The sequence below is a fragment of the Filimonas zeae genome (assembly GCF_014641615.1).
Taxonomy (GTDB): Bacteria; Bacteroidota; Bacteroidia; order Chitinophagales; family Chitinophagaceae; genus Filimonas; species Filimonas zeae.
This window is the reverse complement of the sequence record NZ_BMIB01000004.1, coordinates 751,933-776,186: the sequence shown is the minus strand read 5'-3', so window position 1 is coordinate 776,186 and position 24,254 is coordinate 751,933. Positions and strand designations below refer to the sequence as shown.

18 protein-coding genes are annotated in these 24,254 nt (G+C 46.4%); 7 read left to right on the top strand and 11 right to left on the bottom strand.

The features are described 5' to 3' along the window. Positions 1-5: 5 nt before the first annotated feature. From IEY13_RS21635 to IEY13_RS21615, 5 genes are all read right to left on the bottom strand, one after another. On the bottom strand, positions 6-893 hold the full coding sequence (locus tag IEY13_RS21635; RefSeq protein ID WP_188956140.1) for an MBL fold metallo-hydrolase: 888 nt from the start codon (positions 891-893) through the stop codon (positions 6-8). Between the two features lie 6 nt (positions 894-899). After that, on the bottom strand, positions 900-2,246 hold the full coding sequence (locus tag IEY13_RS21630; RefSeq protein WP_188956138.1) for an MFS transporter: 1,347 nt from the start codon (positions 2,244-2,246) through the stop codon (positions 900-902). Positions 2,247-2,262: 16 nt separating this feature from the next. After that, complete coding sequence (locus tag IEY13_RS21625) at positions 2,263-3,057, bottom strand: undecaprenyl-diphosphate phosphatase (protein WP_188956136.1); 795 nt, start codon at positions 3,055-3,057, stop codon at positions 2,263-2,265. A 95-nt stretch (positions 3,058-3,152) separates the two neighbouring features. Next, positions 3,153-3,395 (bottom strand): DUF3098 domain-containing protein, encoded by a 243-nt coding sequence (locus IEY13_RS21620; protein WP_188956134.1) that lies wholly within the window; start codon positions 3,393-3,395, stop codon positions 3,153-3,155. Between the two features lie 142 nt (positions 3,396-3,537). After that, positions 3,538-4,413 carry a cell division protein FtsX gene (locus tag IEY13_RS21615; RefSeq protein WP_188956132.1) on the bottom strand — a complete coding sequence of 292 codons (876 nt, stop codon included), beginning with the start codon at positions 4,411-4,413 and terminating at the stop codon, positions 3,538-3,540. A gap of 150 nt (positions 4,414-4,563) precedes the next feature. On the opposite strand from IEY13_RS21615, the gene leuS reads away from it, so the two are divergent. Continuing rightward, on the top strand, positions 4,564-7,335 hold the full coding sequence (leuS, locus tag IEY13_RS21610; RefSeq protein ID WP_188956130.1) for a leucine--tRNA ligase: 2,772 nt from the start codon (positions 4,564-4,566) through the stop codon (positions 7,333-7,335). A 579-nt stretch (positions 7,336-7,914) separates the two neighbouring features. On the opposite strand, the gene IEY13_RS21605 is transcribed toward leuS, so the two are convergent. Then, a complete protein-coding gene (locus tag IEY13_RS21605) occupies positions 7,915-11,151 on the bottom strand; it encodes a S41 family peptidase (protein ID WP_188956128.1) in 3,237 nt (1,078 codons plus the stop codon). A gap of 137 nt (positions 11,152-11,288) precedes the next feature. On the opposite strand from IEY13_RS21605, the gene IEY13_RS21600 reads away from it, so the two are divergent. Beyond that, the gene (locus IEY13_RS21600) at positions 11,289-11,999 is read left to right on the top strand and encodes a peptidoglycan DD-metalloendopeptidase family protein (protein ID WP_229687951.1); all 711 of its coding nucleotides are present in this window, start codon (positions 11,289-11,291) and stop codon (positions 11,997-11,999) included. Positions 12,000-12,135: 136 nt separating this feature from the next. Beyond that, positions 12,136-14,559 carry a sensor histidine kinase gene (locus IEY13_RS21595; protein WP_188956126.1) on the top strand — a complete coding sequence of 808 codons (2,424 nt, stop codon included), beginning with the start codon at positions 12,136-12,138 and terminating at the stop codon, positions 14,557-14,559. Here the strand turns inward: IEY13_RS21595 and IEY13_RS21590 are convergent. The 3 genes from IEY13_RS21590 to IEY13_RS21580 all read right to left on the bottom strand — a co-directional run bounded on the left by IEY13_RS21590 (position 14,543) and on the right by IEY13_RS21580 (position 17,971). Beyond that, complete coding sequence (locus tag IEY13_RS21590) at positions 14,543-15,430, bottom strand: helix-turn-helix domain-containing protein (RefSeq protein WP_188956124.1); 888 nt, start codon at positions 15,428-15,430, stop codon at positions 14,543-14,545. The two genes, IEY13_RS21595 and IEY13_RS21590, sit on opposite strands and share 17 nt — an antisense overlap. Positions 15,431-15,598: 168 nt before the next feature. After that, positions 15,599-16,987, bottom strand: coding sequence for a sigma-54-dependent transcriptional regulator (locus IEY13_RS21585; protein ID WP_188956122.1), 1,389 nt, complete (start codon positions 16,985-16,987; stop codon positions 15,599-15,601). Positions 16,988-17,020: 33 nt separating this feature from the next. Next, positions 17,021-17,971, bottom strand: coding sequence for an acetyl-CoA carboxylase carboxyltransferase subunit alpha (locus IEY13_RS21580; RefSeq protein ID WP_188956119.1), 951 nt, complete (start codon positions 17,969-17,971; stop codon positions 17,021-17,023). A gap of 202 nt (positions 17,972-18,173) precedes the next feature. On the opposite strand from IEY13_RS21580, the gene IEY13_RS21575 reads away from it, so the two are divergent. The 3 genes from IEY13_RS21575 (at position 18,174) to IEY13_RS21565 (ending at position 21,283) form a co-directional block, all read left to right on the top strand. After that, on the top strand, positions 18,174-18,956 hold the full coding sequence (locus IEY13_RS21575; protein WP_188956117.1) for an alpha/beta hydrolase: 783 nt from the start codon (positions 18,174-18,176) through the stop codon (positions 18,954-18,956). Between the two features lie 27 nt (positions 18,957-18,983). Further along, positions 18,984-20,027: an alpha/beta hydrolase gene (locus IEY13_RS21570; RefSeq protein WP_188956115.1), complete on the top strand. Its 1,044-nt coding sequence runs from the start codon at positions 18,984-18,986 to the stop codon at positions 20,025-20,027. Positions 20,028-20,152: 125 nt separating this feature from the next. Continuing rightward, positions 20,153-21,283, top strand: a complete 1,131-nt coding sequence (locus tag IEY13_RS21565; protein ID WP_188956113.1) for a sigma-54 interaction domain-containing protein — start codon at positions 20,153-20,155, stop codon at positions 21,281-21,283. A 10-nt stretch (positions 21,284-21,293) separates the two neighbouring features. Here IEY13_RS21565 and IEY13_RS21560 read toward each other — a convergent pair whose 3' ends face one another. Continuing rightward, positions 21,294-22,649: a sigma-54-dependent transcriptional regulator gene (locus IEY13_RS21560; protein ID WP_188956110.1), complete on the bottom strand. Its 1,356-nt coding sequence runs from the start codon at positions 22,647-22,649 to the stop codon at positions 21,294-21,296. Positions 22,650-22,678: 29 nt separating this feature from the next. Next, positions 22,679-23,485 carry a sensor histidine kinase gene (locus tag IEY13_RS21555; protein ID WP_188956108.1) on the bottom strand — a complete coding sequence of 269 codons (807 nt, stop codon included), beginning with the start codon at positions 23,483-23,485 and terminating at the stop codon, positions 22,679-22,681. Between the two features lie 211 nt (positions 23,486-23,696). Between IEY13_RS21555 and IEY13_RS21550 the strand changes: the two genes are divergently transcribed. Further along, positions 23,697-24,047 carry a DUF4157 domain-containing protein gene (locus IEY13_RS21550; protein WP_229687950.1) on the top strand — a complete coding sequence of 117 codons (351 nt, stop codon included), beginning with the start codon at positions 23,697-23,699 and terminating at the stop codon, positions 24,045-24,047. Positions 24,048-24,254: the final 207 nt, after the last annotated feature.

Below are 24,254 nucleotides of genomic sequence, written 5' to 3'. Positions count from 1 at the left end.
TTTAGTTATAACGAACTTAATGTAAAGGTGTCTTTTAAACGGACACCTTTTTCTGTTGTTTGTAGGGTGCAGCATTCATTTACGGGGTCGTGTTCCAGAAACAGAATGTAGTTGTTATCTGCTGCTTCCTGTAAAAATGCAGCCTTCTCGCTCAGCGTATCCAGCGGGCGCATATCATACGCCATTACATACGGCAGGGGTATGTGGCCTGTAGAAGGCAGCAGATCTGCCATGTACAAAAGGGTATGCCCTTTGTACTGTATCTGTGGAAGCATCATACTATCGGTATGGCCATTTACATAACGGATAGCAATATCTGCTGTAAAGGGTGTGTGTATCGTGTGCAAGGGGGGCAGTGCGGCACCATTTTGTACAGTGGTTGTATAAGGCCCTTCTATAAACTGCAACTGCCCGCTTTCCTGCAAAGGCAGAATGTTCTCTTTTAAGAAGGAAGCCTTTTCACGCGGGTTAGGTTGTACTGCGCTGTTCCAGTGTAAGGTGTTGCTCCAGTACACTGCATTTTTAAAAGCAGGTTCCAGCTTACCGTTGTTATTCAGTACAGCACCGCCTACATGGTCAAAGTGCAGATGGGTAAGAATAATGTCTGTAATATCATCACGATGAAAGCCGTGCTTAGCCAGTGAGTTATCCAGCGTGGCATTGCCATGCAGATAATAGTGGCTGAAAAATTTAGCATCCTGTTTATTACCTATACCGGTATCTACCAGTATCAGGCGTTTGCCGTCTTCAATCAGCAGCAAACGCATAGCCCAGGTGCACATATTATTTTCATCGGCCGGGTTCAGTTTGTTCCAGATGGTTTTGGGTACTACACCAAACATAGCGCCGCCATCCAGTTTAAACAGCTCCGTATCAATCGTGTACAGTTTCATATGGTATTACTTTATCACCTGCTTTGTCTGGCGCAGCTTGCCAATGGCAAACAACATCAGTATAAAAGCTATTACAAAATAAACGCCCAGCGCCAGCACCGAGTTGCGCATGTTGTTGCCGGTAATTTCTTCTATAAATCCAAAGCTGGTCATGCCTATTACAATAGCCAGCTTTTCTGTTACATCATAAAAACTAAAGAAAGAAGCGGTGTCCTTTGTTTCGGGCATCAGCTTGGCATAGGTACTGCGGCTAAGGCTTTGTATACCGCCCATTACCAAACCAACCGATCCGCCCAGTATATAAAACTGCAAAGGATTGCGTGCTTCTGTATAATAAGCTCCAATACAAATGAATATCCATATTACTATTACAGCGGCCAGTACAGAAAGGTTGCCAAAGCGGGCAGAGAGCTTACTCATTAACCAGGCGCCCAGAATAGCCACAATCTGAATAATCAATATGGTTACTATTAAAATAGAGCTTTCCAGCTCCAGCGTTTTGCTGCCAAAAAGGGTAGCGGCCAGCATTACGGTTTGTACGCCCATGCTATAAAAAAAGAAGGAACGTAAAAAGCGTTTCAGCACCGGAAGCTGCTGTAGCTGTTGCCATACTTTTTTAAGTTCGTTAAAGCCATGCTTTACCATAGAGCCGGTACGCACAGTGCCGGAGGGTACAGAGGCGGGCAGGCGCCGGAATGCCACCTGTGCAAACCCCAGCCACCATAAGCCTACCAGTATAAAACAAATGCGGGGCGGCCAGTACTTATACTGCTCCGGCACCACAGGTAACATTACTACTGCAAAGCATATCAGCTGCAGTAATACGCTGCCCACATAGCCGTAGGCAAAACCTTTGGCGCTTACTTTATCCTGATCTGCTTCAGCAGCTATTTCAGGCAAATAAGCGTTGTAAAACACCTGGCTGCCACAATAGCCTACTGCTGCCAGCATAAAAAACAGCATGCTGCCTTCCAGTACCATGGGGCTAAACCCAATGGGCTTAAACGTGCTGTCCATAGCAGGCGTTAACATAAACAGGCAGCAGCAGCTGATAGCGCCCAGGTAGCAGAAAAACTGCATAAACTTTTTCTTGTTGCCGCTGTAGTCGGCAATAGAACTTAAAACAGGGCTTATACAGGCAATAATAAGGTAAGCCGCAGCTACTGTATAATCCAGCAGGGCAGAGTTTTCCAGCTTGCGGCCGAAAAAGCTAACCTTAGTGCCAGACTGTGTAAGGGTAATGGCTGTATAATATGCCGGAAATATGGTGGCAGTAATTACCAGGTTGTACGCACTGTTAGCCCAGTCGTACATAGCCCAGCCATTAACTACTTTTTTAGAAGCGGTGCCCATATAATGGTTTAAAAGGTTACAGGTATCCTTTGTAAATCAGCATCAGTAATACTACGCCCAGTATAATACGGTACCAGCCAAACAACTTAAATCCGTATTTCTGTACATAGCCTATAAAAAACTTAATAGCCAGCATGGCTACCACAAAAGCCACCACATTGCCTAAAGCCAGCAGCATCAGGTTATGGCTGTCTTTCAGTACATCGGGGTTTGTTTTAAACGTTTTCAGCAGTTTGTAACCGGTAGCGGCTGCCATAGTAGGTATAGCCAGAAAAAATGAGAACTCAGCGGCCAGGTTACGTGTCATTTTCTGCTGCATACCACCAATAATGCTGGCAGCACTGCGGCTTACACCTGGCAACATGGCTACGCACTGCCATATGCCGGTAACAAAAGCCTTCCCAAAACTAATCTGCGATTCTTCTTCAATAGCAGGGCTTGTAAAAAGCCGGTCGATAAATAATAACACAATGCCACCCACCAACAGGGCTACCGCTACGGTAGTGGGGCTTTCCAGCAATTCATCAATTTTATCAGAAAACAAGGCACCTAATACCAGCGCAGGTATTACGGCTACAATCAGTTTAAAATAAAAGTTCCAGCGGTTGAGCGGAAAAAAGCGCTTCCAGTAAATAATTACTACCGAAATAATGGCGCCTAACTGAATAGCCACCTCAAACAGTTTGGTAAAGTCGTCCTGTGCTACACGCATTAAAGAACTGGCTATAATCATGTGGCCGGTAGAAGATACGGGTAAAAACTCGGTAAGGCCTTCAACAATGGCGATTACGATGGCTTCGAAAGTGGTCATGGTACTAATGAAACTTAAATGTATATCGGGTTAAAAATAAAAAGCGATGGTTACGTAATCGTTTCCACCGCTTTTACAATTGGTTGTATAATATATTAGGCCTGTTTAGGCTTTTTAAAAATGGCGTATATCTCTATCAGCAAACCCAATACAATTACAATAGGTGCAATGGTAATACGGCGTGTGCTGTACACTACATTATAATCAAATTCGTTGGGGGCATTTTTTCCACCCGCCATTAACAGTAAGCCCAGTGCTACTACAACAGCACCTATAAGCATCCACATGTAGTTGTCTTTTGTAAATAATACCGGCAGTGGCGGCTTCTTCTCTGACATAGTTTACCAGTTTTGTGCTGCAAAATAGGGCATTTCTGTATTACTGAAATTATAAAATGGGGCTTTTCTGTGTGTAAACTGTGGGAAAGTAAAAAGGCTCCTGAAAAAGGAGCCTTTTACATTATCGGTAGTTTCTGTACCATTAATACAAATCGTCCAGTTTCATTTTCAGGTATTTCATTACGCTGCGGTGGGTGCTGAACAGCGATATGCCCACGCCTATGATTATCATGCCTCCAAACAGTATCAGTGTTAACTGTGTGTTACGGATGGCTTTCAGCTGCGGAAACTGGGTTTCTGCCCACTGTATCAGCCCGAATAAAATGCCTATGGCTATAAGAGAACTGATAAGGCCATTGGCAATAGCGCGCAGGTCCATCGGTTTTACAATAAAGCCGCGGGTAGCACCCACCATCTGCATGGTTTTAATCAAAAAGCGATTGCTGAACATAGCCAGCCTTATGGTAGTATCAATACTTACTATAATAATAACACACAGTACCACGGCTACTACCAGAAACACTACCCCCAGTTTACTGGCCCTTTCGTTCAGGCTGTTTACCAGGTTTTGCGGGTATTGCAAATCGGTAATCTGGTTGCCGTATGCGGTCATTAATGTATTAGAAATCTTTTTCAGGCTGTCGTTATTCACGTACTGCGCGCGGGTATAGAAGTCAATACTTTCCGGTAAAGGGTTAAAATCCAGAAACTTAGACCAATCTTCATTGTTCTCTTTGTTCCATATTTCCTTAGCAGTTTCTTTGTTAATATACTTTACGTCTTTGGCAAACGGCTGCGACGATATAAACTGCTGAATCTGGGCAATAGAATCTTTGTTCAGCGTACGCAGGTAAGCGCTGATGCGTATGTCTTCTTTAAAGGTGTTGCTGGCCTGACTAAAGTTCAGGAATATCCAACCCATAATACCCATTATTAACAACACAATAGCCACCCCGGTAATGCTGTAGATATAGCTGGGTTTGCCTCTTCTTGCCGATAATTTGCCAAATTGCGCCATGCTTATGAATAATTTAGAAAGGTTAGTACCGGGCAAATTTAGGGGTTTTGCCCCCTTAAAAACTTACCTTTGCAGCCTAAATAGCTAAAAATACCAATAACTATTCCGGCTTTTTTAGTTTTTTGCATTTGACTTTACTCACACTACTGTATGGAATACGATTTCAGAAAAATTGAACAGCATTGGCAAAGCCAATGGAAGAGGACCAATGCTTACAAAGTTGCTAACGATACCACGAAGCCAAAGTATTATGTACTGGATATGTTTCCGTATCCCAGCGGTGCCGGATTGCACGTGGGACACCCGCTAGGTTATATTTCCAGCGATATTTATGCCCGTTTCAAACGTCTCAAGGGTTTTAACGTACTGCACCCTATGGGTTATGATGCGTTTGGGCTGCCGGCTGAGCAATATGCTATTGAGCATGGTGTGCACCCCGCTGTTTCTACTGATAAGAATATTGATACTTTCCGCAAGCAACTGGATAATATCGGTTTTTGTTTCGATTGGGACAGAGAAGTACGCACTTCTGATGCCTCTTACTATAAATGGACGCAGTGGATATTCCTGCAACTGTTCAATAGTTTCTACAATCGTACCACTGCCAAAGCTGAGCCCATTACGGTGCTTACAGCCTCTTTTGAAAAAGAAGGCAACAGTATACATCCTTTCCCCAACGGCCAGTATAAACTGGAAGCTACCGGTAAGGCTACGTTTACTGCAGATGAGTGGAAAGCATTTGACGAGGCTACTCAACAAGCCATATTAATGGAGTACCGCCTCAGTTATTGTGGTGTGGGCGAGGTAAACTGGTGTGAAGGACTGGGTACTGTGCTGGCAAACGATGAGGTTATTAACGGCGTAAGTGAGCGAGGCGGTTTTCCGGTGGTAAAGAAAAAACTGCGTCAGTGGTACCTGCGTATTACCGAGTATGCAGATCGCCTGCTGGAAGGGCTGGAACGTGTTGACTTCAGCGATGCGATGAAAGAAATGCAGGGCAACTGGATTGGCAAAAGCTACGGTGCTGAAATTGATTTTGCTATTGATGGCGGCAGCGGCGCATTAAAAGTATATACCACCCGCCCTGATACCATTTTTGGGGTAGACTTTATGGTGGTAGCACCAGAGCATGAACTGATAGAGCAAATAACCACAGCCGATCAAAAGGTTGCGGTAGAAGAATACATTGCTTATGTAAAAAGCCGCAGCGACCGCGAGCGCATGGCGGAGAAAAAAATCTCCGGCTGCTTTACCGGCGCTTATGTGTTGAATCCATTCAATGGCCATAAGGTTCCTGTATGGATTTCTGAATACGTACTGGCTGGCTATGGTACCGGTGCTATTATGGCCGTACCTTGTGGCGATGAGCGCGATTTTAAATTTGCACAGCACTTCAATATTCCCGTTACCAATATTATTGGTGATGCCTTTGATGGCCAGGAAGCCAATGCTACCAAAGACGCCGTTTTACAAAACAGCGATTTTCTGAACGGTGTAGGCATGAAAGAAGCCATGACAATTGTTATTGATAAGTTGGTAGAAATGGGCATAGGCAAAAGAAAAGTAAACTTCAAAATGCGCGATGCGGCGTTCAGCCGTCAGCGTTACTGGGGCGAGCCTTTCCCTATCCAGTGGAAAAATGGTATTGCGTATCCGTTAAGCGAAAGCGAACTGCCGCTGGAATTACCACATATTGAAAAATATGGTCCCGGTCCGGAAGGCGAAGGCCCGCTGGCAAACGTTTCTGAATGGACAGCCCGCCACCTGGAAACCAACACCATGCCCGGTTATGCAGGCAGCAGCTGGTATTTTCTGCGTTACATGGACCCACATAACAACGATACTTTCTGCGACAGAAAAATCAGCGATTACTGGGGCCAGGTAGATGTGTACATTGGGGGCACCGAGCATGCGGTAGGTCACCTGTTATATAGTCGTATGTGGACCAAAGTGCTGTACGATCTGGGACATATCGGTCATGATGAGCCTTATAAAAAGCTGATTAACCAGGGTATGATACAGGGTAGCAGCCGTTTTGTTTATAGGGTTAGAGGTACACACAAGTATGTGTCATCTGGTCTGGCTTCTCAATATGAAACAGACAAGCTGCATGTAGATGTAAATATTGTAGACGGTTTTGAGCTGGATACAGAGGCATTTAAAAAATGGAAGCCAGACTTTGCAGAAGCTGAGTTTATTCTGGAGGATGGTAAATACATCTGTGATAGTGAGGTGGAGAAAATGTCTAAGTCTAAATTCAACACCGTTAACCCTGATGTACTGGTAGAAAAATACGGCGCGGATACTTTTCGTATGTATGAAATGTTCTTAGGCCCTGTTGAGCAGAGCAAACCCTGGGATACCAAAGGCATTGAAGGGGTACACCGTTTCCTGCGTAAGCTGTGGCGCTTATTCTTTGATGAAGTGAAGGGCAAGGTTTGGAACGAAGAAAAAGCTACAGATGCAGAACTGAAAGTGCTGCACAAAACCATTCAGAAGATTGAAAAAGATACAGAAGCGTTTTCTTACAATACAGCGGTAAGTGCCTTCATGGTATGTGTAAATGAACTAGGGGATCTGAAATGTAACAAGCGTGAAGTTCTGCAACCGTTACTGATACTGTTAACGCCTTACGCGCCACACGTAGCAGAAGAATTGTGGAAGGAGCTGGGTAACACCACCTCTATACTGGATGCTTCTTATCCTGTATTTGAGGAAAAGTATGTTGCCGAAACCACCAAAGAATACCCCGTAAGCATAAACGGTAAACTGCGTACCACTATGTCTATTGATCTGAATGCAACGCAGGAAGAAGTGGAGGCGCTGGTGTTTGCCAATGAAATAGTGCAGAAATGGGTAGAGGGTAAACCAGTGAAGAAATTCATTTTTGTAAAAGGCAAGATGATCAACGTAGTAGTATAGGCAAAACTGAAAGTTATATCAAGGCCGCTCCGTACACCCGGAGCGGTTTTTATTTGTACCAACATCTGTTTAATCACTGTTCCGTTAAGTCGGACAACTATCTGGCTGGTCAGGATGTGTGTCTGGCTGGTCGGGACGTGTGTCCCACTGAGTGGTACAGCTATCCGGTTGATCGGGACGTGTGTCCCATTGAGTCAGACAACTGGCTGGTTGATCGGGACGTGTGTCCCATTGAGTCAGACAACTGTCTGGTTGATCGGGACGTGCGTCCCATTGAGTCAGACAGCTGTCCGGTTGATCGGGACGTGTGTCTCACTGAGTCAGACAGCTGTACGGATGAACGGGACATATGTCCCATTGAGTGGTACAGCTATCCGGTTGAATGGGACACACACAACTTCCCCGATTTGCGGTGAAGTTGTACAAATGGCCCTACGTGCCTGATGTTCAATTATGCATGAAGGAGAAATAAAGAGAATCATTTGAAAATGAATTGTTTAGAGAAATAGCACGCTGCGGCCAGGCATAAAAAAAGCTGCCCCGCTAACGGGGCAGCCCTAAGAGTGAATGTAGCTGTTGTTATTTAGCCTCTTTCAGCATTTCCTTAACGGCGGCTTCCAGCTGGTCGTCTTTGCCAACCAGGAAGTTTTCGTACGGAAGTGTTACCTTAATATCGGGTTCTACCTGCAGGTTTTCAGAGGGTCTGTTTTCTTTGCCAATGGTGGCTACCATTGGAATACCGAATACAATGGTAGGGTCTATTTGTGTTTCCCACCATACAGCAGTACCTGTACCGGCAACCGGCATACCAATCAGTTTACCTACACCATTTTGTTTGTAGATGTAAGGGAAAATGAAGGCATCGCTATAGTTGCCTTCGCTCATCAGCACGCAGCTGGGTTTTTGCCAGCGGGCAATAGGCTCGCCGCCCAGGGTTTTGTTGCCCTGAGGTGCAAACTGCAGGTATTGTTTACCGGTGAGGAAGGTGTTAAGGTCGTCGTGCAGCCAGCCACCGCCGTTAAAACGGGTGTCTACAATCAACGCCTTTTTATCCAGGTTGCGGCCCATTACTTTATCAAATACTTCGCGGAAGCTGCCATCGTTCATGCCTTGTACATGCACATAGCCAATTTTGCCACCGCTCAGCTTGTCTACCATTGCCGTCATTTTGTTTACCCAGCGTTTGTACAGCAGGTTGCTTTCTTCAAACGCATTAATGGGCTTCACGGTTTCATCCCAACGGGTTTCACCATTGTACAAACTTAACAGGGTGTTTTTGTCTGTTTTCTGATTCAGTAAACGTGCCCAGTCCATATTATCAGTAATAGCTTCTCCATCTATTTTCTCAATAATGGTACCTGCTTTTACCTTGCTGCCAGCTTTATCCAGCGGGCCACCGGCAATTACTTCTGCTATTTTTAAACCGTTGCCGGTATAGGTTTCATCATACAGTACACCTAATACAGCCGTAACATCTGCATTAGCGTTGCGTGGGCTGTAGCGGCCGCCGGTATGTGAGCCGTTCAACTCACCCAGTATTTCACTCAGCAGTTCCTGAAAGTCGTAGTTGTTGCTGATGTGTGGCAAAAACTTAGCGTAGGTATCATAATAGCCTTTCCAGTTAATGCCGTGGATAGCAGGGTCGTAAAATTTCTTCTGCACCTGGCGCCAGGCATGCTCATAAATATAGCTGCGCTCGGCTGCTGCATCCAGTACCATTTCACCGCTTATACCTACAGGGGTTACTTTACCACTTTCTGCGTCTACTTTTACCAGGCCACCGCGGTTGCTTACAAACAGGCTTTTGCCATCTTTACTTATTTCAATACCGCTGGGGCTGCCGCCCAGTTTGGCCAGTATGCGGGTGTCGTGTGTGCGTGGTTCTGTTACCCACAGGTCGTAGCCTTTTTCAAAAGACGACAGGTAAAAAAGCTTGCTGCCATCTTTATTCAGCGCATAGTCACTGATAGAAGAGCTGTTGATGGTTAGGCGCACACGACGGTTATCCAGATCGTCAAAGTTCAGTTGCAGCGGTGTTTTGCTGTCTTCCTTTACTTTTTTGTCGTCTTTCTTCTCGTCTTTTTTAGTGGTATCTTTTTTCTCTTTTTCTTCTCTTTCTTTTAACAGGGCAAACTCTTCTTTGCTCAGGTTAAAGCGGTCGTACTGCTCTTTATCAAAGAATACACCATACACGTCTACTTCACGGCTGCCCTGGTTGGCTAGTGATTTGCGGCCTTCACGGTCGCTCACCCACGTCATCATTTTACCATCCAGCGCCCATTTTGAATTGCCTTCGCCAAAGCCGCTGTTAACAGGATAGATGGTATTTTGTGAACCATCCGCTTTAATCAATGCAGCGTTGCTGCTGAAGAAGTAATTACGCTGATCGTCGGTGATAATCCATTTGTTATCGGGGCTCCACTGAAAGCTCCAGTCACCATCGGAATAGCTGTGGTTATGGCCTTCCGGCAGCAACGTACGCGATTTTTTAGAAGCCAGATTGTATACTTTCAGAATGTTTCTTTCTTCCACATAGGCAATCTCTTTACCATCTGGAGAAAACTTAGGCTGAAACTCTTCTGCGGCAGTAGCCACCAGCGGCTCTTCTTTTATTACGGTAGCTGCGTAAAAATAGGGCTCGTCTTTACGGCTTACAGTAGCCTGGTAAATATCCCAGCTGTTATTTCTTTCCGCTGCGTATACCAGGGTTTTGCCATCGGGCGACCATTCCACCATCCGCTCCTGCTGGGGCGTATTGGTAATGCGCTTGGTTTGTCCGCCTTCCACGCTGGTAACAAATACTTCACCACGGGTTACAAAAGCTATTTCCTTACCATTAGGGCTTAATGCAAATTCAGATACGTTGCCATTGATAGCTACGTTCTTTTCCACGTTGCCACGTCCGTCGTTAAATATCTGAATGCTTACTTTTTTAGGAGTGCCATCGCCCTGCAACGTATAAATTTCACCGTTCCAGGTAAAGCACAGCGTGTTGTTGTTGCTGCGGCTCAGATGGCGTACGGGATTGTCTTTAAAACGGGTCAGCTGCTGTGCAGTGCCATTGGCCTGTGCGGGCATTTTGTACAGGTTTTGCGTACCGTCTTTCTCACTCAGGTAGTACACACTCTGGTCGTCGCTGCTAAAAACAGGCTCTCTGTCTTCCCCTTCAAAGCTGGTAAGCTTAGTATAAGTATTGGCTTTTACATCCATTACCCATATATCGCGGGTAACGGCAGATGTGTGGTGCTTACGCCAGGGATCTTCATACCCTTTTCTGTCCTGAAACACCAGTTGGGTGCCTTTGCTGTTGTAATGGGCATTTTCAATACCTGCTGCGCTCAGTAAAACAGAACGGCCACCGGTAACCGGTACACTGTACAGGTTTAAAAACAGGCGGGGGCTGTTAAAGCGAACACTGGCGGCTGGGGCATTACGGCCGCTGCCAAACACTACTTTCTGGTCGTCGGTAGTAAAATCGTAGGGATAATCATTAACACTGTTATAGGTAAGGCGCGTAGGGCTGCCGCCGGTGGCAGGCATTACAAACACGTCAAAATTACCATAACGGTCACTGGCAAAAGCAATGGATTTTCCATCATGGCTCCATACGGGCATCATATCCTGTGCCTCGTGAATGGTAAGGGGAACTGCTGTGCCGCCTGCTGCATCTACCCGGTATAAATCGCCTTTGTAGCCAAAAACGATTGTTTTACCGTCGGGAGAAATACTGGGGTACCTCAGCCAAAGAGGATTGGTTTGTGCTGCAACGGTAATACCGATACAGGAGAAACCAATCATCAGTAACTTACGAATCATAATGTATACTGTTTAGTTTCATGAATAAGTACTAAAGATAAGAAGGACGCAATAGCAAAACAGCGTCTATTTGAAATGTTGCTGCAAAAACCGGATAAACGGTAAAGCCCGCCGGTGAACTAAAAAAATAACAGCATATGGAACCACTGATTACAGAAATACGCCCTGCAGAAGTAAGCCGGGTGGTAGATTTTGAGCCGGAGAAAGACTGTTTACTGCAAATGGATTTTACTGCAGCCAACCCGGCATTAACAGATGAGGTAATAGGCGACGTGAATTTGCTAAACCGATATATTACCATACAACTGGAGCAGCAGCATGCACGCTATGGTATAGGCGGCTATCTGGAACCACGGGTGCTTTACCGGCGCAGTAACCTGTTTGCCGGTGAGGCAGCAGATGGCGGGGAAGAGGCGCGAAGCATACACCTGGGCGTAGATATATGGGCGGCTGCCGGTACGCCTGTATATGCCCCCTTACAGGCAACAGTGCATAGTTTTGCAGATAATAATCAGTCTGGCGATTATGGTGCTACTATTATTCTGCAACATCAAACAGGTAGTGGGTTATTATATACTTTATACGGGCATCTTTCTTTAAACAGTATTCAGCCTTTGCACAAGGGGCAGGTATTTGAGGCAGGTGCCTTACTGGGTTGGCTGGGCAACCGCCAGGAAAATGGAGACTGGCCACCGCACCTGCATTTTCAGCTGATACGCGATATGCAGGGAAAGCAGGGGGATTATCCGGGTGTGTGCAAACCCTCAGAACGGGAATGGTATGCAGCCAATTGTCCCGATCCGGACGTGCTGTTACAAATGAACCGTTACCTGCGCCCGCAACAGTAAGGTGGAAGGCGAAGGTAAAAGCCTGCTAATCAGTAAATATTATTAAAGCATTTGCCGTGGATAGATAGGCTTATTTGTAAATGGTGTATTGAAAGTAATTACTGATATTTATAGGAGCATCTAAAATGCTCCTTTCATGAACCCAACACTAACTTTGAGAAGACAAGTATTACTTGCCATTTGCCTGTTTATATCCCTTACTGTACAGGCACAAACCAAAGCTATTTCATTTGTACAACGTTATCCGGTACAGCAAAAGCGCTTAGCCGCTGTACTTACCGGGCAGTATTTGTTTGCCATTCATCAGGGACAGATGGATGCGGACAGTGCTGTGATGTATGCCTGCCGTCAGTACGGCGTAAGCCGGTTAATGCCCTATAACGAAGCTTATTATGGCATTGGTACTTCAAAGGCTGCTGCCTTACTGGATGCGGGTAATGTGTCGCAGGCCGTTTTGTTACAGAGCCAGGTAAAGGGCGAAGCGTTACTGCGTTTGTTATGCGAACTGGGGGGGTATTATTTATCCCGGCCTTACAGCCTGAAGCCGGATATGGATAGCGCGCTGTTTTTTATAAAAAGAGCAGTTACAGAGGCAGATGCGGCAAAGCTTTGTGTATGGCAGGGCGAAAGCAGACGTTTGATGGGGCGCTATCAGTTTGCGTTAAGAAACCTGACTGCCACTATTGCGGCATTTGATGAGGCGGAAAAAATACTGTCAGCCTGTAACAACCAATACGGTGTAGCCCTTACCTGGCAGCAAAAAGGGGAGTGTTTGCCATTCAACAGTCCGGAAAAGCTACCCCTGCTTATTAAATCGCAGCAGCTTTTTCATAAGCTGGGCGCACGGGAAAAAGAAGTGGAACTGAGGTCGGATATACTGGGGGTGCATCTGCGGTCAGATTTTAAAGCGGCAGGGGAAGACCTGATGCTGCTGCTGAAGCTGGAAGAAGCTATCGGTTTTAAACATGTTATGCATGTACATGATGTATTGGCGTATCTGCATCAGGCAAAAGGCGATTTTATTGCTACTTCCAAACACGTAGAGCTGGCAGCAGAAAGCATAACACTTACCGGCGACTCTACCATACTGCCGTTTGTATATGGCCGCAGGGCTGTTGTTTATGAAAACATGCATAAATATGAAGAAGCCTGGCAAACCTGCCGCGTTATATTGAATAATCGTCATTCCCAGCCTCCTATATTCTGGTACAAGCAATTTTTGTCAACAGTTAGTTTTCTGGTGTATATAGACCGGATAGATAGTGCTTTGGCATTAATGAATACCATTGAAAAGGAATACCCACCTGCCACAGATTACAATAAAATGTATCTTATGATGACCAGGGCCAACTGTTACCGCTATATGGGTAGAATAAAGGAAGCAGTGGAGCAGTTTACCAGCTTTGATGCATTGGCTTCCCGGTTTCCGCCAGAGCATATTTATATGGAAATGCCTGAGGCATATATGTCGTTTGCTGTTTTTTTCGCAGACATTCATGACTACACCAAAGCGCGATACTGCCTGGAAAAAGCTATGCGCATGCCCCTGGCTAAAAGCAATGTAAAAGGGCAGGGACAGCTTAAACTGCTGGAGTTTAAATTAGATTCTGCGGCGGGTAAATATGAATCTGCTTTGCAGCATTATATGGCTTTTAAAGTGTTTGATGACTCTTTACAAAGTATGACGCAACGCAGGCAGATAGATGAGATGCTGATTAAATATGCTACGGAAAAAAAGGAAAAGGATATTGTTGTTTTAAAGCAGCAGGCATCGCTGCATCAGGCGCAGATTAAACAAAGCAACCTGTTAAGAAATGTAACTTTGGGCGGCATACTGCTGCTTTTGATTATTACCGGTTTATTGTACAACCGCTACCGCACCAGGCAGCGAACCAGTTTACAGTTACACACTAAAAATCGCGCATTGCAGCAGCTGGTGGAAGAAAAGGAATGGCTGGTAAAAGAGATTCACCACCGGGTAAAAAACAACCTGCAAACCATTGTAAGCCTGCTGGAATCTCAATCGGCCTATTTGCAGGATGATGCCCTGCTTGCTTTGCAGGATAGCCAGAACAGGGTATACGCCATGTCGTTAATGCATCAGAAGCTGTACCAGACAGAGCATATGGTATCTATTGGCATGAACCGGTATCTGCCAGAGCTGGTGGCGCATTTAAAAGACAGTTTTAATATTGGCGAGTCAATTTCTTTTCAGCAGGATATTGCTGATGTGCAGATAGATGTATCTCAGGCTATTCCCGTAGGGCTTATTTTAAATGAAGCTATCACCAATGCCATTAAATATGCATTTGATGATAGCATCACTCCCCAGATTATCTCTATTGTTATGCACACACTGCCCGATGGTAAAATGCAGCTGGTGATACGGGATAATGGCAAAGGCCTGCCTGCTGACTTTGACAGCAACCGTACCAACAGCCTGGGCATGCGTTTAATGAAAGGGCTTTCGGAAGATATTCACGGTGTGCTTACCATTCAATCGCAGGATGGGGTTGGCGTTACCGTTGTTTTTCCACCCAATCCTATACCGAATAGCTAAGGTGTTTGCGGTAGTTGGTAAAACTCATACCGGAGTTGTTTTTAAAAAATTTGCTAAAGTGCGCTATATCTGTAAAGCCAAGGGTGTAAGCAATTTCCTTCATGCTACCCGTGGTATGTATAGCCTGCTTCTTGGCTTCCATTACTATGTGCCGTTGTATTTGTGCACTGGCGGTAAAGCCGGTTATTTTTTTCACTGCCCGGTTTAAGTAATTGGGCGATACATATAGTTCAGCAGCATAGTCGCTCACCTGTTTCATGGTTGTATACTGGTTGCGCAGCATTTGCATAAACTGTTGTACCAGGCCCGCATCTTTGGATGAAATAGTATCGTCTGCTCTTTTCTCCAGTTTGCGGGATATATAGGTGCTTAGAATATACAGCAGTCCGCTCAGAATTTCAGAGCGCAGCAGGTTGTAGTTTTCAAACTCCTTCTTCATTTTGTTTACCACAAATTCAATCTCCTGCTGCATTGCCGCGTCTACCGTAATAAAAGAGGCGCTGGTAACGGCAGAATAGGGGTGCAGGGTGCTTATACCACGTTTATAAATATCTGTCTGGTACAAAAAGTCTTCTGAAAAAGAAATATAAAAGCCCTGTACCGGTTCCGTTATCTGGCAATTGCGTATTTGTCCGGGTACCAGGCAAAATATCATGTTATCGTGAATGGAGTGGTTGTCTATATCTACCGTAAGTGTACCTGTACCTTCTGTAAACCAAATAATTTCATAGCGGGAAAGCCGGGTAAAAGTATCAAAGGGTGCAGGCCCGTTTTCCGAATCGGCTGTAAAGGATTGGATATAAAAGGGAGGTTGGGTGTCGGTTTTAAAGCCCGCCCGTGGTGTATGGGGCAGTAAAGTGCTGAATGACATAGTAGTGATTATTTTGGTTATTAAGTAGTCGGTACTATTTAATAAGCCAACTAATGTGCCATGTGTTAACTAATTGATTTTTAAGTATTTGCGCGATAATGGGCTTTTGCAGATTTGCGATATTTCGATAAATCGCGAAATCCTTGTCGTTATTTCAACAATGCGCTGTTACTCGCCTGAAAACAACCGGTGCTTTTCTATACCCAGTTTTTTAATGCGCGAATTAAGGGTAGAAACGTTTATACCCAGCAGTTCAGCGGCCCCTCCTTTGCCAAATATTTTACCATTACATTGTTTTAGCGCAGCAGCAATATGGTCACGCTCATTTTCGGCAATGGTTTTTATTTTCTGTTCATCGCTAAAGGCGGCAACCGGGTACAAGTTCTTTTGTGTAAGCGGTATTTCGCGTATGGTATCTCCGGTGCATAACAATACACATCTTTCCATCATATTCTCCAGTTCGCGTATGTTGCCAGGCCAGGAGTATTGCAGTAATGTTTCCACCGCTTTAGGTGCCAGATCGTTGATTACTTTATGATTTTCCTGTGCAAACTGCTGTATAAAATGCCGGGCAAGCGGCAGAATGTCTTCGGGTCTTTCCCGCAGTGCGGGCATATAAACCGGAAATACGTTTAACCGGTAATACAAATCCAACCGAAACCTGCCATCTGCAATCTCTTTTTCCAGGTTGCGGTTGGTGGCGGCAATAATGCGCACATCGGTTTGTATTACTTCACGGCCGCCAATGCGTTCAATTTCTTTTTCCTGTAGCACCCGCAGCAACTTGGCCTGTAAATCAAAAGGCATTTCACCTATCTCATCCAGAAACAAGCTGCTGCCTGCTGCCTGTTCAAACTTGCCTATTCGTTTATCTACCGCACCGGTAAAAGCACCTCTTTCGTGCCCAAACAATTCCGATTCAATCAGGTTGGCAGGCAGGGCGGCGCAGTTTACCGTAACAAGTGCCTGTGTGTGCCTTTTAGAAAGATGATGAATATACCGGGCTACCAGTTCTTTGCCGGTTCCACTCTCGCCCAGTATCAGCACAGATGTGTCTGATGCGGCTACGGTTTCAGCCATTTGAAGCGCTTTTAACAAGGCCGGGCTGTTGCCAATAAAAGCATGTACCGGTGCAGTGGGGCGCCGGTTAGCAGGCAGTTCTTTTACAGCCGGGTGTGGTTGCTGATTATGCGCATGCAGGTACCAGGCCACATCCAGTGTAACCAGTACATCTTTTTCGCGGTAAGGTTTTACCAGAAAGCCGTAAGGGTGTGTGGCCTTGGCTGCATCCAGTGTGGGTTTATTAGAATTGGCGGAGAGATATACAAAGCCAATATGTTTCTGCCGCAGAATTCTGGCCAGGTCAATACCCGTAAGATCGCCCTGAAGAAAAATATCCAGTAACACCATATCGGGGGTGCTACGGGCTATCAGATCAAGGGCTGCTTTTACAGAGCGGGCAATACCGCTTACCACATAACCACTTTTCTCCAGAATCATCTGCAGGTTATTGGCTTCGATAAACTGGTCTTCTACTATCAGAATTTTCTGACTCATGAATGTTGTACTGAAGGGATAGATATAACAAATTTAGTTCTTTTGTTCCCAAAACCCTATAGCAGCATATTTTTCAATACGTTGCCGGATGCGACTTTCAGGGCTTTGTGCTGATAGTTTTTCCAGTTCTGCAGCAATAGCCTGGTGCAAGTGGCTGGCAGCCTGTGCAGTATCCCAGTGTGCCCCGCCGGTTGGCTCCGGAATAATACCTGTTATAAGCCCGTATTGCAGCATGTGAGCAGCCGTAAGCCGCAATTGTTCCGCAGCCACTTCCTTAGCAGTACTGTTGTGCCACAGAATGGCGCTGCAACTTTCGGGCGATACTACAGAGCACCAGGTATGCTGCTGCATCAGCAATACGTCTCCGGCCCCTATGCCCAATGCACCGCCGCTGCCACCCTCGCCGGTTATTACCGCTATCACCGGTATCCTAAGCTGCAGTGTTTCGTAAATAGCACGGGCTATGGCTTCGCCACCACCCTGTAACTGCGATGCAACACCGGGGTAGGCGCCGGGGGTATTAATGAAAGTAACCACAGGTTTTTGAAATTTTTCTGCCAGCTTCATCAGGCGCAATGCTTTGCGGTAACCCGGTGGGTGGGGCATACCGAAGTTTCTGTATTGGCGGTCGGGCAAATTATGCCCTTTCTCATGGCCTATAAACATAACCGTTTGTCCGTTAAACGTAGCCAGGCCACCTACGATAGATTTGTCGTCGTGTACATAACGGTCGCCATGCAACTCCGTAAACCCGGTGGTAATATGTTGCAGATAAGTAAGCGTATCCGGCCGGTTTATATGGCGGCTCAGCTGCACGGTTTGCCAGGCGCTTAAATGGCTGGTAGCCACATGCCGCATAGCCAGTAACTGCTGTTGCAGTTGTGTATACAATGGGTTATCTTCCGGTGTGTTTTGCAGTTGCTTCCACACCGTGGCCAAAGGTTGTTCAAAATCTAAAAAATGCCGGCGGTCTGCTGCATACATAGCCTGCTAGTTACTGCAAATAAGGCGTATTGGCCTGTGGCAGCTGTTGGTCATACGCTGCCATCTGTTGTATAATACGTGCCTGGCTGTATTTAGCAGGCTTATATATACAACCACTTGTGCTATATCTGCATTGCCCACCCATACCCGGCAGAATAGCTTTGCTTTATCGATTCACTTCATCAAATCAAGCCCCTGAGATATGAGCACTATTCAATCCAGAACAATTGTGTTATTAACCGGCGCCTATGTAAGTCATCACTGCTGGGACGACTGGAAAAATTATTTCATACAAAAAGGCTATACCACACTGGCGCCGCCATGGCCTTATAAAGAACAGAGTGCTGTGGTGCAGCGCGCAAAGCAGCCCGATAAAAAACTGGCTTCGCTAACCCTGGCGCAATTGCTGGATCATTATATCCGTATTATCAACGACCTGCCTGAAAAACCTATTCTGATAGGCCATTCGTTTGGTGGCTTTCTTACACAGGTGTTGCTGAACAAGGGGTATGGTGCGGCAGGCATTGCTATTCATTCTGTACCACCCAAAGGGGTGTTGCCGCTGGAGTTTTCTTTTTATAAATCCAATGCAGCAGCGCTGGGGCTGTTTTCATCAGCCAACACTACCTACCTGCGGCCGTTTAAAAGCTGGCAGTATGCGTTTACCAATGGCATGACGCTGGAGGAGCAGCAACGTACATATGATGCGCTGGTAATACCAGAGTCGCGCCGGGCTATACGTGGCGCACTGGGTAACGATGGTAAGGTTGATTTTAAGAAAAAACACAATCCGTTACTCATGCTGTCTGGCAGCGAAGATCAGTGTATTCCCGCTTCACTTAACTACCGTAATTATAAACGTTACAGCAACCCGCAGTCGGTAGTGGAGTATGTAAACAAACAGGGGCGTAATCATTTTGTACTGGGGCTGCCCACCTGGAAAGAGGATGCCGATTTTATACTGGCCTGGATAGCAAAGCAATAATCCGATATATACCATAAACATAGAATCATGACCAAGCAAGCAATGAAAAGTATTCTGGCAGCAGGCGCTATTGCCGCCGCGGCCAACACGGCAGACGCGCAGATAAAACCTATTGATCCTGCCGGCGACCCTGCTATTGAAACCCGTACCAAAGCTTTTTTACATGTATTAAACAGCGGCGGTGGTAAGCCTATGGAGCAGATGCAGCCTACGGAAGCGCGTAAGGTGCTGGAAGGCGCGCAGGCTTCTGTGGCAGCAGATGTTTCCGGTATTGAGGTAGCGGAAAAAGATGTAACGCAGGATGGTGTTACCGTAAAGTTGTTTATTGTGCGCCCGGCAGGTGTAACCGGTGTGCTGCCTGCTTTTATGTTTTTCCATGGCGGTGGCTGGGTACTGGGCGATTTTGCCACGCATAAACGTTTTGTACGCGATCTGGTAGTGTACTCCGGTACTGCTGCGGTGTTTGTAGAATACAGCCGCTCGCCCGAAGTAAAATATCCCACAGCTATTAATGAAACCTATGCCGCTACCAAATGGGTGGCAGAGCATGGTGCAGAAGTACAGCTGGATGGTAAGCGACTGGCCGTAGTAGGTAACAGTGCCGGTGGTAATCTGGCAGCTGCCACGGCTTTAATGGCAAAAGATAAAAAGGGGCCTGAGCTGAAGTTTCAGCTGTTGTTCTGGCCGGTAACCGATGCCAGTTTTGAAACCGGTTCTTACCTGCAATACGCTACCTCCCGTTTTCTTACCAGAAATATGATGATCTGGTTCTGGGATAACTATATACCCAAAGACAAGCGGAACGATATTTACGCAGCCCCTTTGCAGGCCAGCCTGGAACAGCTGAAAGGCCTGCCGCCTACGCTGGTGCAAACCGCTGAAAACGATGTGCTGCGCGATGAGGGAGAAGCTTATGCGAGAAAGATGGATGCAGCAGGCGTGGATGTAACACTGGTAAGAATACAGGGTATGATTCACGATTATGGTTTGTTAAACCCGCTGGCTACGGTACCCGCCGTACAATCTGCCTTGCGTTATGCTGCTACGGAGCTGAAGAAAGCATTGCAATAAAATCCGCTAAATAGAATTAGCAAGCGGCCGTGTTCTGATTCAGTACACGGCCGTTTTAGCATATTGTGTTATGCCTTAGTTTTGCAGGGATGTGTTACTAGTTAAAGTGATAAACCATTATCCTTATGATGAAGAAGCCCGCCCTGCTTTCAGATACTGAGCGGCTTATACAAATGCTGGCAGAGAAAGACAGCCAGATAGAGAAGCTGAACAAACAAATAGAAGCCTATAAAAATGAGTTAGAAGCCCTGCCATTGGACACTGGCGCAAGCAAGCCTGCGTCTGAAGCTTTTCCGGATATTATAGGCTCGGGAAAAGAGATGGCCGATATTTTTACCCTGCTGTCGCAGGTGGCAGCCTCCTCTACCACTGTATTAATTACCGGCGAAACGGGTACGGGTAAAGAATTGATTGCCCGCGCCATACACCAGGCATCGCCCGCCAGGGGCAAAGCTATGGTTACCGTTAACTGTGCTGCCATACCTGCCAGCTTGATGGAGAGCGAGTTATTCGGGCATGAGAAGGGCGCTTTTACCGGTGCCATGGAAAGCCGCGCCGGCAAATTTGAGCAGGCAGATAACAGTACTCTGTTTCTGGATGAAATAGGTGAACTGCCTTTGCTGTTACAGGCCAAGCTGCTGCGCGTATTGCAGGAGAGAGTGGTAGAGCGTATAGGCGGTAACAAAAGCATTAAAGTAAATGTGCGCATCATAGCGGCCACCAACCGCGAGCTGCAGCGCGAGGTAATGAACGGCACTTTCCGTAACGATTTGTATTACCGGTTAAATGTTTTTCCTATTGCCTTACCGCCACTGCGCCACCGGCGGGAAGATATTGCCGCCCTGGCAGGCTTCTTCGCTACCAAACAGGCCAAAGCAGCCGGAAAGAATATCACGGGTATTTCGCGCAAAGCTCTACAGGATTTGCGCAATTATACCTGGCCGGGAAATATAAGAGAGTTACAGCACGTAATAGAAAGAAGTGTGCTGTTAAATGGGGATGGCGTGCTGCGCACTATTTACCTGCCCGATGCGCCTGATAGGAAATACCTGGAAGAAGCCGCGCAGGAAGAACCTATACGCACGCTGGATGAGATAGACCGCGAGTATATACTGAAAGTGGTAAACCATTGCAAAGGCCGCATATCAGGGCCGCACGGTGCGGCAGTGCTGCTGGGCATGCCTTCTACCACGCTTATATCTAAAATGCAGCGCCTGGGTATTAAAAAAGAACATTTTATAGAGCGCGACTTTTAGCGGACTACTGTTATTGGTAGCCTGTTTTAATACCCAGTTTTTTAATTTTGGAATACAGCGTACCGGCGGGTATATGCAGGGCTTCTGCTGCACCTCCGGACCCGGCCACCTTGCCTTTGCAGGCTTTCAGTACCTGCATAATATGGTCCCTTTCCAGCTCTTCCAGTGTTTTAATACGCTCATCGTCCGGTGTTGGTACCGCCATAGTTTCCGGCAGCTGAAAATGTTCAATGGTGCTGCCCGGTGCCAGTAATACATGGCGTTCAACCAGGTGTTGCAACTCGCGAATGTTGCCCGGCCAATGGTATTGCTGTAGTTGTTGCATAGCAGCCGGGCTTATGGTATCCGCTGCTTTCTGATATTTTGGGGCATAATGCTTCAGAAAGTAATAAGCCAGCTGCGGAATGTCTTCCCGGCGTGCGCGCAGCGGAGGTAGTTCTATCGGAAACACGTTGAGTCTGAAATACAAATCCAGCCGAAAGCGGCCTGCGGCTACTTCTTTTTCCAGGTTGCGGTTGGTGGCTGTAACAATACGTACATCTACCTTAATGGTTTTATCGCCACCCAGGCGTTCTATCTCTTTTTCCTGTAATACCCGTAACAGCCTGGCCTGCGCTTCCAGTGGCATCTCACCTATTTCATCCAGAAACAGCGTGCCGCCTGCTGCCTGCTCAAACTTGCCGGCACGGCGGGCGCTGGCACCTGTAAAAGCCCCACGTTCATGGCCAAACAATTCCGATTCAATCAGCGATTCGGGCAGGGCGGCGCAGTTAAGCGTAATAAACGGCTTAGCGGCACGGGGCGATAGCTGGTGTACGGCCAGCGCGGTTTTTTCTTTACCGGTACCGCTTTCGCCCAGTATTAATACCGAGGTATCCGTACCTGCTACGATTCTTATTTTTTCCAGCGCCTGTTGCAGCAGCGTGCTTTGCCCTATAATATCCTGCATGGTTTTATTGGCGGCAGTAGCGCGTACATGAGAAGTGCCGGTTTCTACCTGATGGCGGTAACGGGCAATATCCAGCATTACCATCAGGTCTTTTTCGCGGAAAGGCTTTACCAGAAAGCCGTAAGGCTGTGTGGCTTTAGCGGCTTCCAGGGTTGTCTGGTTGGTATTGGCAGATACGTATAAAAAAGGAATTTTCTGCTGAACCAGTTCCCGCGCCAGGTCAATACCCGTTTGTCTGCCCTGCAGCATAATATCCAGCAATATCCAGTCAGGCTTTTTAGTGGCAATCAGGTTACGGGCCTGGTCTACCGAGGCAGCTATGCCACAGATTGCAAACCCTGCCTTTTTCAGCATGATTCTTAAATCGTTCGCCACAATAAACTCGTCTTCTACAATCAGTATGCTCTCTTGTTTCATGTCTTTGCTGCTTTGGCTTGTGGTGGTTTTTACAGAATGTGTGCAACAGGTAATTCGCTGGTAAGCACAAAGGTTACAATAATTGTTACTCCGTTATAGCTGCTGACAGAAAAATGGCCATTCAGCTGTTCACTTAATCCGCGCATCAGATTCATGCCCAGCGAGCAACTGTTATCAGGATCAAAAGATTCCGGCAGCCCTATGCCGTTGTCTGTAATCTGTAGCTGGCAGTTATGGCTGCCGGTATTTTGTAATGAAATAGCTACCTCGCCTGGCTGATTGCCGGTAAAGGCATACTTCATACAATTGCTGATAGCCTCATTCAGCAACAGCCCCAGGGGTACAGCCTGTACCGCATCTACCTCAACGGTTGCTATGGCCAGCCTGAAAGCTATATGCTCTTTTTGCGGAAACGACTGCTGCATGTATTGCACCAGCTCGTGTATATACCACTGCATGTTTATGGTAGACAGATTGTGCGACTGGTATAACTTCTGATGAATAAGCGACATGGCGTGCATGCGGTGCTGGCTGTTGCGGATGGCGCTGCGGGCATCTTCATTTTCCAGGTAGGCCGATTGGGTGTTGAGCAGGCTGATAACTACCTGCAGGTTGTTTTTTACGCGGTGATGTATTTCCTGCAGCAACCATTCCTTTTCAGCAAGCAGCTTTTTCAACATCCCGTTCTGCCAGTTAATTTCCTCCTGTTTTTGCTGCAATAGCAAATGGTTCCGTTGTTTTATCCGGTAACGGTTATAAATAACCACTACAACAAACAACAGTATTATAAAGCCAGCTGCAGTTATGGTTAATATATCAAGGCATGAACCAGGCATATACAGGGCGTAATACAAACTATACGGCCCGCTGATTTGCTTGCCAAAGCTGGTATCTGATTTTAGCAGGGCAGAAGACAAATGAGGTGCCGCTTTTGTATTGTGCTGATTTACATGTAATTGGTTGCATTTTTAAAAATCAGGCGTTACGTTATTTCGTAAAAACGGCATTCTGCATCGTAATTGGCGCATGCCTTGCTTATAAAGCGGTGTGAATCAGTTGCATTGTTATATACGGGAGAATGGATGGCCGGCCAGGGTTGCTGCCCGGCGTTTGCATGCCCGGCAAATGGCCATTGTGTTTAACCGTACCGTGTTTTTACATGGGGTAAGTGCTGAAGCGTTTTTAAAAAATACGTCCTGGTTGCGGCACGAGGTGTGCCATATTCAGCAATACCGCAAATATACCTTCCCGGGGTTTATACTGCTGTACCTGCTTCAATGCCTGCGGCATGGCTATTATAATAATCGTTTTGAAAAAGAAGCCCGCGCTGCTGAGCGGGATACTGCTATACTCCACAACGTGGTTTGCCATATACAAGGCCGCAAACCAGGGCTGTAACTGTCTTCTGTAAAAATTGAGTATTTCTACTCAATTTTTTTGCGTGTTTATGCTTACCAAATAAAAATACCCACAGACTAATTTTACACGCATAGGTATAGTGCACCTTCCCTGAACTAACTGTCCCAAATACTAACTATAATGAGGAAAAAAACTGCTCTGGTTTTTAAAATGGCATTCCTGCTATGTACCCTGCTTGGAGGAATC

Excerpts from the sequence above, each read along its gene's own strand:
- IEY13_RS21635 (WP_188956140.1), bottom strand. The coding sequence starts at position 893 with ATGAAACTGTACACGATTGATACGGAGCTGTTTAAACTGGATGGCGGC.
- IEY13_RS21630 (WP_188956138.1), bottom strand. The coding sequence starts at position 2,246 with ATGGGCACCGCTTCTAAAAAAGTAGTTAATGGCTGGGCTATGTACGAC.
- IEY13_RS21625 (WP_188956136.1), bottom strand. The coding sequence starts at position 3,057 with ATGACCACTTTCGAAGCCATCGTAATCGCCATTGTTGAAGGCCTTACC.
- IEY13_RS21620 (WP_188956134.1), bottom strand. The coding sequence starts at position 3,395 with ATGTCAGAGAAGAAGCCGCCACTGCCGGTATTATTTACAAAAGACAAC.
- IEY13_RS21615 (WP_188956132.1), bottom strand. The coding sequence starts at position 4,413 with ATGGCGCAATTTGGCAAATTATCGGCAAGAAGAGGCAAACCCAGCTAT.
- leuS (WP_188956130.1), top strand. The coding sequence starts at position 4,564 with ATGGAATACGATTTCAGAAAAATTGAACAGCATTGGCAAAGCCAATGG.
- IEY13_RS21605 (WP_188956128.1), bottom strand. The coding sequence starts at position 11,151 with ATGATTCGTAAGTTACTGATGATTGGTTTCTCCTGTATCGGTATTACC.
- IEY13_RS21600 (WP_229687951.1), top strand. The coding sequence starts at position 11,289 with ATGGAACCACTGATTACAGAAATACGCCCTGCAGAAGTAAGCCGGGTG.
- IEY13_RS21595 (WP_188956126.1), top strand. The coding sequence starts at position 12,136 with ATGAACCCAACACTAACTTTGAGAAGACAAGTATTACTTGCCATTTGC.
- IEY13_RS21590 (WP_188956124.1), bottom strand. The coding sequence starts at position 15,430 with ATGTCATTCAGCACTTTACTGCCCCATACACCACGGGCGGGCTTTAAA.
- IEY13_RS21585 (WP_188956122.1), bottom strand. The coding sequence starts at position 16,987 with ATGAGTCAGAAAATTCTGATAGTAGAAGACCAGTTTATCGAAGCCAAT.
- IEY13_RS21580 (WP_188956119.1), bottom strand. The coding sequence starts at position 17,971 with ATGTATGCAGCAGACCGCCGGCATTTTTTAGATTTTGAACAACCTTTG.
- IEY13_RS21575 (WP_188956117.1), top strand. The coding sequence starts at position 18,174 with ATGAGCACTATTCAATCCAGAACAATTGTGTTATTAACCGGCGCCTAT.
- IEY13_RS21570 (WP_188956115.1), top strand. The coding sequence starts at position 18,984 with ATGACCAAGCAAGCAATGAAAAGTATTCTGGCAGCAGGCGCTATTGCC.
- IEY13_RS21565 (WP_188956113.1), top strand. The coding sequence starts at position 20,153 with ATGATGAAGAAGCCCGCCCTGCTTTCAGATACTGAGCGGCTTATACAA.
- IEY13_RS21560 (WP_188956110.1), bottom strand. The coding sequence starts at position 22,649 with ATGAAACAAGAGAGCATACTGATTGTAGAAGACGAGTTTATTGTGGCG.
- IEY13_RS21555 (WP_188956108.1), bottom strand. The coding sequence starts at position 23,485 with ATGCCTGGTTCATGCCTTGATATATTAACCATAACTGCAGCTGGCTTT.